Raw genomic sequence first — 12,729 nt, 5'->3', positions numbered from 1 at the left:
CTTCTGCTTTGCTCCATGTCTCCCTCTGTCTCAAAACATATTATATTCTCTTTACGTTTGTCAGCTTCATTTTACTCTCAGGCAGACTTGGAATATCATTCATGCTGTAGCTTAAGTCCTGCTTCGGGACCGTAAACCTTAAACGATTTACCAAGTAATCAACCGACACCCTGAGAAGGTCCAGTGTCATCCACTCTCCAGCACAGCGGTGGCCGATATCATATTCTCCACCGCCTTGAGGGATAAAGTCAAACGGACTGCCAGACCATGAGAGAAACCGGTCAGGAGCAAATACTTCCGGCTGCTCCCATACTTCAGGATGATGGTTGGTACCGTATAAATCCAGGAGAGTAAGGGTGTCTTTTTTAAACGTATAGCCCTTCCAATCGAAATCCTGCTTCACTCGAGCAGCTGCAAACGGAAAAAACGGATAAAAACGCCGCACTTCCTGAATAAATCGCTGTTGTTCTTCCTTGCCTCCATTTTTCACTTTCGAGGCTTCCTCTGGGTATTCATAAACAGCCAGGGCAGTGAAATCCACATAGACAGAGATCGCTACAATCGGCCGCACTAAATTTAATAGTTCAACCGCCACAATAGATGAATCTAGTAATTCTCCATTTGGATTTTTGTGAAAAGAAAATTGATAAAGCGCTCGTTGCTCATTCAGATGAATTTCTTTGTCACGAACCTTTGCCACTAATGCTTCGAGCCATTCTTCTGCTTTTGAGCGCGATCGACGAGCCTGCCAATGTTTCCAACCAATACTTGCCGCGCCTTCAAACATGTCGCTGAGCTCGTCTGTCCACTCCTTCAATTCGTCATTTTGAAGAGGAATCCCTGTCCATTCGAAGGCTGTTTCCGTCAACATTTTTTTCACTTCATCATAAAGGATGATTTCCTTCTCAGCTTCCCACTTCTTGCTATAACGCTCCCACTTTTCTGCAAAGATTGTCTGAACTTCATCAAGAGACTCTTTCGTCATCAAAGACATGAACATGGCTTTTCTGTTCAAATGACGCTCACCGTCCAGACCTTGAACGCCACCTTCGCCAAATAGTGTTTTTTGCGCGAGTTTAGGAGCTGCATTTTCCCGTTTGAAACGGCTATTGTCATAAAAAATCTCCGCCGCATCTTTTCCAATCATACAAATGCCGGTTTCCCCTAAAAGGTTGGTTTCGAAAACTGGAGTGCCGTACTTATCACTCCGGTTCATTATGTATTGATAGCCTTCCCTGAGGAGGCGGTAGTTTTCAATCAATCCTGTCTCTTTCGGCATTTCTTTATGTTCTGTCATTTTTGTTCCCCCTTTATATTAGAAGTACCTTTTCTATATACCACCTCTTGAAGCAGCCAAACGAGGCCCTCGGACTAGTCCCTGTCAATGATTTTCGTCAGCATCTAAACTGAATAAGTCCAGTGCATGACTAAATTCCTCAAGTAGTTAAGTGTAAAATAGATTAAACCGTAAATTATCTCTGATCATGTTACTTAATATGAACAATTACACGAAGGAGTATGAATATATCATGTCGGTTGACGGCCTGGTATGTGGGGTTCTAGCCGGATTGCCTATACTGGCCATTTTATTTTTAATGGTTACCACTCAAATGAGTAAGCCCGAAGATAACTCCTGGCGTCACCTCAAGAGACATTAAAGATAGAAAGGGGACCTTGATTTTTGAAGCAAAAGGTCCGTCCCTCTGCTTCACGTGAAGGAAGAATAGAATGCATGGAGAACTATTAATTGTCGGGGGATTTTAGTTGGAACAGTTTATGGTATGGGAAGGGAGATTTACATGGCTGCATATAAAGTGATTTTATTGGATTTAGACGGCACGATTACAGACCCGAAAGCCGGAATTACCAGATCGGTTCAATACGCCCTGGAAAAAATGAATATAGCCGCACCTGATGCCGATCAACTTGAGGGTTTTATTGGGCCTCCGCTTCAGGTTTCATTCGCTGAGTACTTCGATTTTGATGAACGCCAAACTGAGAAAGCAATTGGTTTTTACAGAGAAAGGTTTAAGGAAAAAGGGATACTCGAAAATGAGTTATATCCAAACATTCCTGATCTATTAAAATTTCTAAGAGAACAGAATTTCAGTTTAGTTATAGCTACTTCCAAACCTACCGTATTTGCTGACCATATAGTAAAGCATTTTAAGATAGACCATTATTTTGACCTTGTGGTTGGAAGTAACCTAAATGGAACTAGAACATCAAAAACTGAAATTATTGAGTTCATACTAAATGAGTACAATCAGTATAAGCCGGAAGAATTTATTATGGTTGGCGACAGGAAGCATGATATTGAGGGTGCGGGTAATAATGGTATTGACTCAATAGGGGTGACGTATGGATATGGGTCTCTTGAAGAGTTAAAGAATTCCCAGCCTACTTATATTGTCGATAGCGTTGAACAGTTAAAGGGGATTTTGGACTTGAGCTATTCACTATCGGAATAGTTCCAGGCGATAGGTGAGACAATTGTCGACCAGGCGGATGGTTCTCGTGTCTAACAAAAAGTGTAATGATGTAAACGTTAGAGAGGGTAAGAACCGTCCCTCTGCCTGGTTAAGTCGTTTTCAGTGGAACAAGGAGTGTCGTCGCTTTTTTAATAAGGGTAACGTATAATGAAACTATAGACATAAATACGATTCCTTAGGAGGCTCAATGTTTCATGAATAGTGAACTGACAATGCCGACAAAAATATCGTTCAAATCTAATAGGGTTATGGTTAATGGAGAAGTTGTGCGGACAGCGATCTTCGCGAGGTTTATGGTTGCCGAGGTCCAAACTGAATTAACCGAAAAATACTATCTGATTTTCTACAAAAATGCCCTTATCTATGGTGATCAAATTGAAAAGGTTCAAAAAGGTTCATTTATTGATAAAGTGCTGAATGAAGGGATCGTCATAGATCAAAAGCATCCGCTTCTGCCTGTACTCATTCCCGCCACGGCTTTAACCATACCAGCTAAAAACAAGCTCTTCCATCATCTCCAGCGCCATTATTCTCTCCTTGAAATACCATGTATTGCCGCAGCACTCGACTCGTTTTTCACACCAGAACAGCTCACCAAACTCATCGAAAATATCTTCTTCGACTACAGAAGAAACGGCAGTTTTTCCAAAGCCTATCAATCGATTCGTCTTTTGTCCGACATATCTCCCTCACTGGAAAAACTCAGCAATCTCCTCCATTCCCGGGAATACAGCTCATATTCCAGTTTCTACACTACTTCATCTTTACCAGCAATCCAAAAGAAAGACCCCTTATTTGCAGAGTTTCATTGCTTTATGAATCGAAAAAACAACGAACATTTTCAAATGTTCGAAAAGATATTAAAAAACGAAGAACGATATGCAGAATGGCTGCTGGTTTGGATGGATGACAAAGGAAATCTTACTTCTGAATCCGTTAAGCGGCAAACAGAGTTGGCTTTGAAGTACATCCCGCTCGAAAACTGGATTCTAGTCTTATCCTATGCTGAAATCAATCCATATAAATGGGTACCGGAAGCTCGAACTTTTATTGAAGGATTGATGAGAGCGGGGCAATATGAGAAAGCAGCCGTTTATTTATTCCCTTTTATAGAGGATCTGCCGGCAGAGTTTCATCTGCTCCTTAATGAAATTTGGAAGCAGGTTGATGCTGAATTTGTTTCTTCTCACTTGGATGAGTTTCTGCTGCTTCATCAGCAGGTTGCTCAGGAAAATGACCCGAGGCAAGTTGAACAAAGAATTCTGCAGCTGACAGCAAAGCTAATGGAGGGGCATGATTTGAAGGTAGTCTGTGAAAAACTGAAGCCGATTCAGAAAAGCTTTCCACATTCTATTGCCATCCGAAAAATCAATGAAATGGCCGCCCTTACGGAGAATCCTGACAGAATGATGGAATTGGGGCAATTTTACGCAGATTTCAATCAATATGATCAGGCAATCGAATGTTTCTTCTGGGAAATGGAGCTCAATCCGGCTGACCCAGCTCCGGTCAGGCAGCTGTGCAAAATGTATCAGCAAAAAGGCATGGTAAACGAGGCGTCAGCCTATCAGCAAATATATACACAATTAAGGAGCGACCAGGAGACGGGCTGAAGTCTCGGGCTAGTGAATCCATTTGGAGATGAGGGAAAGCCTTAAGTGGCTGCCATCATGTCTGAAGCGATGGGGATGGAGGTTGAATATATCAACCCTTCGGTAAAGGAATTCAAGGAGCATATGCTGGCTTCCGGTGTCGATGAAGCTTTTATAAATGTGGTCGTGGGGATTCATTTTCCAACAAAGCTTATGATGGCCAAGGGGATCAAATACGATTTTGAAAAAGCTGCAGGACGAAAGCCGACAAAAATGAAGCAGTATGTAGAGGATTATAAAGAGAACTGGATTTAAGTTTTGGCGGCGGATTGCTGATGTCGATTTCTTTTGCTGCAGCAGGAGATTTATTTTCACCAAGAGAACGCGGGACAGCTTCATTCCGGCTAAAGGAAGGGTCGGGCTATGGGAGTATGAATTATAAATGCCTGTTCAACGGGGAACAGGCATTTTTTCTGCTTTGCTATCTTCACCCTCTAAAATACGGACAGAAATCGGAATCCTAAACCTGATAGGCTTGTTTTTCAGAATCGTAAATAAAAAGCAGCCTGCAATAACAATGAAACTGCCAGCGGCTTGAATCCATGTCATCTTCTCTCCTAAAAAAGTAAATGCCAAGAGAGCTGTAAAAATGGGGTTGAAATTAAGGAACAACCCGGAAATGCTTGGTCCTAGTTTATTGACTCCGATATTCCAGAGAACCATACAAAGCACGGTCGAGACCAGGCCTGTATATAAAATGCCTTGCATAAAGGAGGAATTCAAGTTGGTTACCGTGAAATCCCTGATGGAAAAAGGGAGCAAAACGAGTAGGCCGAAAATACCAGAGTAGAGTATGGACATCAACGGTGTGACGGTCGCCATCGCCCACTTGCTGCTGACCGAATAAATCCCCCACATTCCCACAGCTGTCGTCATATAAAGATCGCCTTTATTGAACTGTAAGGAAAATAATGAATTTATATTCCCTTTTGAAAGGACGAGCAAAACACCAAATAAAGAGATGATCATGGCGAGGAACTGAAATTTATTTAGCTTTTCTTTTAGGAAAAGAGATGAGAATGCCGCAATCGAAAACATATTCAATGTCGAGATTAAGCCAACGTTCGTTGCCGAAGTCTTTTCAAGTGCCATGAATTGCAATGCCTGGAATAAGGCGACCCCGGTGACTCCCATTATGAAAAGAGGCATAATGGATTCTTTTGGGGGGATCAGCTTTTTCTCTTTCCACCATACAAGCGGAATGAGACAGATGATCGCGATGGCCCATCTTAAAATGGTCAAGGTGATTGGAGAAGCATGGTCTACAAGCGTCTTCCCCACGATAAAATTTCCGCCCCAAAGAAAGCTCGTTAAAAGTAATAGGAAATGATATTTCACGTCATTTGGCCCCCCTGATCAGTACCATTGTGCACAACGACTTAAGTTATATGAATTATTTTAACATTTCCCTTAAAATACAAAAGATAATTTTGTATAATTAATTTAATTCAAAATTATTAAAAATATAATGTAAATATAGTTTAATAAATTCAAATATTGGCGGTTATTTCGCTGGTATTCGGAATTTTTAAAAAGGGGGTTGAATCTTGGAATCTGTTGTAAGCAAGGTTTTGGATAATGTGGATATTAAAATCCTGGACTTCTTGCAAAAGGATGCTCAGTTAAGCAACCTGGAACTCTCTAAGCGAGTGAATTTATCTGCGCCCGCAGTTCACGCCAGAATCAAGCGACTGGAAGGTGAAGGATATATTAAAAAGCAGGTCGCAATTTTGAATCACGAGAAGCTTGGCTTTGATTTACTGTGCTTTGTTTTTATGAGCACCAATATGCATCAGTTAGAAAAGTTGGAATCATTGGAAGAAACACTAGAAACAATGGAAGAGGTGTTAGAGTGCCATTGCCTCACTGGGGAGTATGATTATCTGTTAAAGGTAGCCTGCAAAGATCGCAAGGGGCTGGAGATGTTTATCAGGAGGCTGAATGAACTAGGAATCACCAAAATCCAGACAAGTCTGGCACTAAGGGAAATCAAAGACTCGACCGTCCTGCCAATCAGTGGGGAAGTGTGAGCAGTTTACAAGCTGCTATGGGTGACATGGGGACGAATTCGGGTGCCAGAAAAAAGTATACAAGACAGTGGAAAACGCAGCTGAATTACACGTGATAGTCACGATGCATTGGCCAGTCTTTGGCAGGCATAGTTTTTTCTTAAATGAATCTTCCCTGCGAAAGAAGAATGGAACTAAAGAGAATTTTCCTAATGAATAGATTAAACAATGGATAGAACGTAGAGGAAGACAGCCTTCAGGCATTATTTTGGTATTCTAGAGTAAAGATTTAAGTTGACTTTATTTAGTAGATTATAAAGCTATTTTTCAACGAACATAGATTATACGAATTAAAAAACTTTTGTTTGTTTTCCAAATTGTGTATAATAATAAAGAACTGAATAGCAATAACTAGGGGTGCCCAATGGCTTGGGCTGAGAAAGGAACGCGCTAAGTTTCTTGACTCTTTGGACCTGATCTGGATCATACCAGCGTGGGGAAGTTAAGATGTGCAAAGTATTTTTTGTGCAAAAAACATTCGCGGTTAAGCCGGTCCATCTTTATGTGGACCGGCTTTTTTACATACTAGAGAACTTCCTTGGTGCCAGGTCTTGTCCCTTAATTTTAAAGAGGGAGAGATGATCAATGACAACAGCTAATTCTTTAAACCAGGACAGCATTTCAATTATGTCAAGCTTTTCTGGAAGCAAAAAAGTGTATGTGGAGGGGTCTAGGCCGGATATAAGAGTTCCGATGCGGGAGATTGGATTAAGCCCGACCAGCAGCAGCTTTGGAGAGGAAAACAATGAGCCGGTTCGTGTGTATGATACAAGCGGCCCATATACGGATCCTTTGTTTACCTCTGATCTTAGAAAAGGTCTTCCTTTGTTGAGAAGGCGGTGGATTCAGGAACGGGATGATGCAGAAGAGTATGATGGCCGAAAAATAAAACCCGAGGATAACGGCTACCGCAATGAGCAAGATCCGCGTGCCAATCATAAGGTGTTTCCAGGCTTATCCCGCAAGCCATTGAGGGCAAAAAAGGGAAAGAATGTTACCCAGCTTCACTATGCAAAGAAGGGAATCATTACGCCAGAGATGGAGTTTATCGCGATTAGGGAACATATGGATCCCGAATTTGTCCGTGCTGAAGTGGCAAGAGGCAGGGCCATCATTCCAGCCAATATCAATCATCCTGAGACGGAGCCAATGATTATCGGCCGGAATTTCCACGTAAAAATAAATGCGAACATTGGGAACTCGGCCGTTTCCTCCTCGATTGAGGAGGAAGTGGAAAAAATGGCTTGGGCTACCCGATGGGGTGCAGATACAATCATGGATCTGTCGACAGGAAAAAATATTCATACGACACGCGAATGGATTATCCGAAACTCCGCTGTTCCGGTGGGGACCGTTCCAATTTACCAGGCGCTTGAAAAGGTCAATGGCATTGCCGAGGACCTTACGTGGGAAGTGTACAGAGATACCCTTATCGAACAAGCGGAGCAAGGGGTTGATTATTTCACCATTCATGCCGGCGTACTCTTAAGGTATGTGCCGCTTACAGCGAAACGATTGACCGGTATTGTATCGCGTGGCGGCTCGATCATGGCTCAATGGTGCCTGCATCATCATAAAGAAAACTTCTTATATACACACTTTGAAGAAATCTGCGAAATCATGAAAACCTACGATGTGGCGTTCTCTCTGGGAGATGGTTTGCGGCCGGGATCGATCGCGGATGCCAATGATGAGGCTCAATTTGCTGAGCTCGAAACACTTGGGGAGCTGACGAAGGTCGCGTGGGAACATGACGTACAGGTGATGGTGGAAGGCCCTGGTCATGTACCGATGCACCTGATCAAGGAAAACATGGATAAGCAATTGGAGATTTGCCAGGAAGCACCTTTTTATACGCTTGGCCCGCTTACGACAGATATCGCGCCGGGATATGATCATATCACCTCTGCAATTGGAGCTGCGATGATTGGCTGGTATGGTACAGCCATGCTCTGTTACGTGACGCCAAAAGAACATTTGGGCTTGCCAAATAAGGACGATGTGCGCGAGGGAGTCATCACTTATAAAATTGCCGCTCATGCCGCCGATCTGGCAAAAGGCCATCCAGGAGCACAAAAAAGGGACGACGCCCTGTCAAAAGCCCGTTTTGAATTTCGCTGGAAAGATCAATTCAACCTTTCTTTGGATCCTGAGCGCGCATTGGAATACCATGATGAAACGCTGCCGGCTGAAGGGGCTAAAACTGCCCACTTCTGTTCCATGTGCGGACCAAAATTTTGCAGCATGAGAATTTCCCAGGATATCCGGAATTATTCAAAAGAGCACCAGCTGGACACGGAGGAAGCAATTGAGAGAGGGCTGGTCGAAAAAGCCGAGGAATTTAAAAAAACCGGAGGAAAGCTTTATAGATAATTTGAGGATATACAGACGTTGAAAGTAGAATGCGGGAGCCGCTTTTTATTCAGGAAAGCGGTCCCTGCTTTTAATGGGGGGGAATCTGGATGAGGAAGCAGCTGCATGTCATTTCAGATGGAAAGCTTTCTCTAAAAGCTTTTGCCGAAATAGCAGGTGAGGTGGAGGCTTTTGCCGACAAGTTCCACTTAAGGGAAAAACATCGGACTTCAAGAGAGATTTATCAAGGTGTCGAACTGCTTCTTAAGGAGGGTATCCCTCTTCAAAAAATTGTGGTCAATGATCGAGTGGATGTGGCATGGGCATGTAAAACTGGTGTGCAGCTTGCTTTTCACAGCCTACCTGTGCAGGTGGTCAAAGAGCATTTTCCTAGCCTGCCGCTTGGCTGCTCCGTGCATTCGCCTGAAGAAGCCCAGGCAGCGGCAAAACAGGGGGCAGATTATCTCCTATTTGGCCATCTGTTCAACACGCATTTAAAGGATGGAATTCCGCCAAAGGGGACCGAAGCTCTTAGGGATGTCAAAAAGGGGTTGGCGATCCCGGTCATAGCAATTGGCGGTATAAAACCAGAAAATGTTCAGCAGGTACTAGAAGCTGGAGCAGATGGAATCGCGGTGATGTCGGGGGTTTTACAGGCTGCAGATCCTCGTGAGGCAGCAAAGATATTTTTTAAGAAACTGCATGGGAGGCATAAGGAATGAGAAAGCATTTTGACTCCTTAATAATCGGAGGGGGAATCATCGGCAGTTCGATCGCTTTTCAGCTGGCGAAAAGAGGATACAAAGTGGCTGTTTTAGAAAAGGGAAAGATTGCAGGAAAGGCGTCAGGGGCAGCGGCTGGTATGTTAGGAACCCAAACGGAGCTGACAGAGAATAGTCCGCTTTTCAGTCTTGCATGCAAAAGCAGGGCGATGTATCTAGGTCTGATTCCTGAACTCGAAGACTTATCCAGGATGCATATAGGCTACCAAAATAAAGGAACGTATAAAGTGGCCGTCAATCAAGACCAGGAGCGAGAACTGAAAAGATTGACAGAAAGACAGGCGGATATAGGAGAGCAGGCTGAATGGCTTTCAATTGAAGAACTGCTCAAACGGGAGCCCTCTGTATCAAGTGAATTGCGGGGCGCTATGTTTATCCCAAAAGATGGACAGCTTGAGGCGAAGGAATTGTCTCTTGCCTTTGCGAAAGCTTCATGTGTTCTTGGAGCTGAATTTTATGAGTATACCAGTGTAATAGATTTTATTTTAGAAGGTGGAAAGGTTCTGGGAGTAAAAACTATGATGGGGGATTTCCAGGCAGCTTCAGTTATTGTCGCTTCCGGTGCCTGGAGCAGGGAGCTGATTGGAAGATCGGGTCTTTCCCTGCCGATCATTCCGGTAAAAGGAGAGTGCTTCACGGTTATTCCTGAAAGACCGCTTATAAAAGGGACAATTTTTTCACATGGATGCTACATCGTTCCAAAGCGTTCTGGAAGATTGCTGGTCGGAGCAACCGTTAAGGCGAACTCCTTTGATGAGAGAGTGACCATTGAAGGCTTATCATCGCTGATGGCTATAGCAACAGACCTGGTTCCGGATATCGGGAAGGCAGAATGGGATCGAGGATGGGCAGGAATTCGTCCGCAATCGGCTGATGGGCAGCCATTTCTAGGAGAACATCCTGTTTATAAGGGATTATTTATTGCCACTGGTCATTATCGTAACGGAATCCTTCTTGCACCAATCACAGGAGAATGGATGGCAGATCTCCTGGAAGGAAAAAGAGACCAGTCCAATCCATTCGAGCTGAGCCGGCTTGCTATAGACCAGACAGAAAAAGGGGTGCATTTATGAAGGTAGTAATTAATGGAAATGCAGTGGAGCTTCCGGATTCAGTCAATCGGCTTTCCTTGCTGCTTCAGCATTTCAATTTAGAGGAGAAGGTCGTCATTATTGAGCAAAACCAGCAGATTATCGAAAAATCCTTGCATGAGGATACCTTGCTGTCGGATGGGGACCGAATCGAAATCGTACATTTTGTAGGAGGCGGATGAGATGTTGAATATTGGACCTTATCAATTTAAATCCCGTTTGTTGCTCGGAACAGGGAAATATCCAAGCTTAGATGTTCAAAAGGCAGCAGTAGAAGCATCTGAGGCAGAAGTACTAACCTTTGCTGTCCGCCGGATGAATATTTTTGAACCGGATCAGCCTAACTTTTTAGAAAATTTGGATCTGAATACATTTAAACTTTTGCCCAATACGGCAGGAGCAAAGACAGCGGAGGAAGCGGTTCGGATTGCCAGACTCTCCAAAGCTTCGGGCCTTTGTGACATGATTAAGGTGGAGGTGATCGGGTGCAGCATAACTCTTTTACCTGATCCCGTTGAAACGATTAAAGCTGCGGAAATCCTTTTAAATGAAGGATTCATTGTATTGCCGTATATTTCTGATGATGTGGTGCTGGCAAGAAGAATGGAAGAACTCGGGTGCCATGCTGTGATGCCTTGTGCTTCGCCAATTGGTTCGGGACAGGGAATCATCAACCCTCTCAATCTTCAATTCATTACGGAGCAGGCGAAGGTGCCAGTCATTGTGGATGCCGGAATTGGAAGCCCGGCAGATGTAGCACTGGCCATGGAGCTAGGTGCTGATGGCATTTTATTAAATACAGCAGTTTCGGCTGCGAAAGATCCGGTCAAAATGGCCAAAGCCATGAAACTGGCCGTTGAAGCAGGCCGGTTGGGGTATGAAGCGGGACGGATGCCGAGAAAACGATATGCCACAGCAAGCAGCCCGGAGGAAGGGATGGTTATTCATTGAATGAACGTTACTCCCGACAGATCTTATTTTCACCGATTGGAATAGAAGGACAGAAAAAGCTCAGGGACAAACATGTCCTGATTATTGGAGCCGGTGCGCTAGGGGCTGCTAATGCGGAAACGCTCACGAGGGCGGGTGTCGGAACGATTACGATTGCTGACCGTGATTATGTGGAGTGGAGCAATCTTCAGCGTCAGCAGCTTTATTGTGAAGAAGATGCTATCCAAAAAACGCCCAAAGCCATTGCGGCCGCAAACCGATTGTCGGCAATAAATTCCGAGGTGAATATAATCCCGCAAATTCTGGACATAGGAGTGCAGGAATTAGAGGAATTGGTATGTGGAATCGATATGGTCATTGACGCAACAGATAATTTTGATATTCGTTTTATCATCAATGACCTTGCGCAAAAGCACAAGATCCCATGGGTCTATGGAGGCTGTGTTGGCAGCTATGGATTAAGCTTTACGTTATTGCCAGGGGTGTCACCTTGCCTAAATTGCCTTATGGATAAATTGCCATTGGGAGGAGTCACCTGTGATACAGTTGGAGTCATCCAGCCTGCTATTCAAATGGTCGCATCCCATCAGTCCGCTGAGGCATTGAAAATTTTGGTTGAAGACTTCGAATCCCTGCGCGGAACTCTTGTGTCTTTCGATCTTTGGAAAAATCAATATAGTTCCATTGAGGTAATGGCCTTGAAAAATCCCGAATGCCTATCATGCGGACAGGCTCCAGTCTATCCCTTCCTGAACTATGAAAATCAGACAAAGACTGTTCTTCTATGTGGCAGGGAAACGGTCCAAATCAGGCCATCAGGCATTCAGCATCCAGACCTTTCATTATTGGAAAGATCCCTCCTAACTCAAGGTATTCCTGTCGAGCGGAATCCCTATTTGCTCACATTTTCAATGGACCAAACCCGGTTGGTTATCTTTAATGATGGGAGAGTGCTTGTTCATGGAGCGGCTGACGTTCTTCAGGCTAAAAAACTTTACTATCGTTACTTGAGGCCATGAGGTTTAAAGTGCTAAAAAAGTATGCATCCAGGTTTAGAAGAAGATTAAACATTAATCAGCGGAAGTTATTTTCTGACTTGTGCGAAGACCTGCCGTTTTATAGGAAGACCTTAAGAGATATCGGATCTTAGATTGATAGAAGAGAAAAAGCCTGACAGACAAGTAAATGTGCCCTTTGTATTAGACTCTTAAAAAGAGTTTTAATACAAAGGGTCTTTTGTTTAGTTTATCGTTATTGTTAATTTTCCTTTACCATCTTTATACTGAATATTTACAAAACTATGCTTTTACCTTAATGATTTCCCATTAATCTATTACTAG

General features: G+C 43.5%; 12 protein-coding genes and 1 riboswitch. Of the genes, 10 read left to right on the top strand and 2 right to left on the bottom strand.

Going from position 1 to position 12,729, the window contains the following annotated elements:
• Positions 1-40: 40 nt before the first annotated feature.
• Entirely contained in the window at positions 41-1,297 is a 1,257-nt protein-coding gene (gene cypC, locus J7E37_RS17865) for a CYP152 family fatty-acid peroxygenase CypC (protein ID WP_215025875.1), read from the bottom strand.
• Between the two features lie 502 nt (positions 1,298-1,799).
• Between cypC and J7E37_RS17860 the strand changes: the two genes are divergently transcribed.
• The 3 genes from J7E37_RS17860 (at position 1,800) to J7E37_RS17850 (ending at position 4,399) form a co-directional block, all read left to right on the top strand.
• Positions 1,800-2,471 carry an HAD family hydrolase gene (locus J7E37_RS17860; RefSeq protein WP_215025872.1) on the top strand — a complete coding sequence of 224 codons (672 nt, stop codon included), beginning with the start codon at positions 1,800-1,802 and terminating at the stop codon, positions 2,469-2,471.
• A 215-nt stretch (positions 2,472-2,686) separates the two neighbouring features.
• Positions 2,687-4,105, top strand: a complete 1,419-nt coding sequence (locus J7E37_RS17855) for a hypothetical protein (protein WP_215025869.1) — start codon at positions 2,687-2,689, stop codon at positions 4,103-4,105.
• Between the two features lie 57 nt (positions 4,106-4,162).
• Positions 4,163-4,399: a Rossmann-fold NAD(P)-binding domain-containing protein gene (locus J7E37_RS17850; RefSeq protein WP_215025866.1), complete on the top strand. Its 237-nt coding sequence runs from the start codon at positions 4,163-4,165 to the stop codon at positions 4,397-4,399.
• A gap of 135 nt (positions 4,400-4,534) precedes the next feature.
• On the opposite strand, the gene J7E37_RS17845 is transcribed toward J7E37_RS17850, so the two are convergent.
• The gene (locus tag J7E37_RS17845; RefSeq protein WP_215025863.1) at positions 4,535-5,482 is read right to left on the bottom strand and encodes a DMT family transporter; all 948 of its coding nucleotides are present in this window, start codon (positions 5,480-5,482) and stop codon (positions 4,535-4,537) included.
• A gap of 209 nt (positions 5,483-5,691) precedes the next feature.
• Between J7E37_RS17845 and J7E37_RS17840 the strand changes: the two genes are divergently transcribed.
• From J7E37_RS17840 to J7E37_RS17810, 7 genes are all read left to right on the top strand, one after another.
• On the top strand, positions 5,692-6,174 hold the full coding sequence (locus J7E37_RS17840; RefSeq protein WP_215025860.1) for an Lrp/AsnC family transcriptional regulator: 483 nt from the start codon (positions 5,692-5,694) through the stop codon (positions 6,172-6,174).
• Positions 6,175-6,556: 382 nt separating this feature from the next.
• Positions 6,557-6,670: riboswitch (TPP riboswitch) on the top strand.
• Between the two features lie 128 nt (positions 6,671-6,798).
• Positions 6,799-8,586: a phosphomethylpyrimidine synthase ThiC gene (gene thiC / locus J7E37_RS17835; RefSeq protein ID WP_215025857.1), complete on the top strand. Its 1,788-nt coding sequence runs from the start codon at positions 6,799-6,801 to the stop codon at positions 8,584-8,586.
• 89 nt (positions 8,587-8,675) lie between these two features.
• A complete protein-coding gene (tenI, locus tag J7E37_RS17830; RefSeq protein ID WP_215025854.1) occupies positions 8,676-9,287 on the top strand; it encodes a thiazole tautomerase TenI in 612 nt (203 codons plus the stop codon).
• On the top strand, positions 9,284-10,420 hold the full coding sequence (thiO, locus tag J7E37_RS17825) for a glycine oxidase ThiO (RefSeq protein WP_215025851.1): 1,137 nt from the start codon (positions 9,284-9,286) through the stop codon (positions 10,418-10,420). The genes tenI and thiO overlap by 4 nt, the downstream gene beginning before the upstream one ends.
• On the top strand, positions 10,417-10,620 hold the full coding sequence (thiS, locus tag J7E37_RS17820) for a sulfur carrier protein ThiS (protein WP_215025848.1): 204 nt from the start codon (positions 10,417-10,419) through the stop codon (positions 10,618-10,620). Before thiO ends, thiS begins: the two co-directional genes overlap by 4 nt.
• Position 10,621: 1 nt before the next feature.
• Positions 10,622-11,389, top strand: coding sequence for a thiazole synthase (locus J7E37_RS17815; protein WP_215025845.1), 768 nt, complete (start codon positions 10,622-10,624; stop codon positions 11,387-11,389).
• The gene (locus J7E37_RS17810; protein WP_215025842.1) at positions 11,386-12,408 is read left to right on the top strand and encodes a MoeB/ThiF family adenylyltransferase; all 1,023 of its coding nucleotides are present in this window, start codon (positions 11,386-11,388) and stop codon (positions 12,406-12,408) included. The genes J7E37_RS17815 and J7E37_RS17810 overlap by 4 nt, the downstream gene beginning before the upstream one ends.
• Positions 12,409-12,729: the final 321 nt, after the last annotated feature.

Source organism: Bacillus sp. ISL-39 (genome assembly GCF_018613295.1).
Classification (GTDB): Bacteria; Bacillota; Bacilli; order Bacillales; family Cytobacillaceae; genus Mesobacillus.
This window is presented reverse-complemented; position numbering and strand designations above follow the sequence as displayed.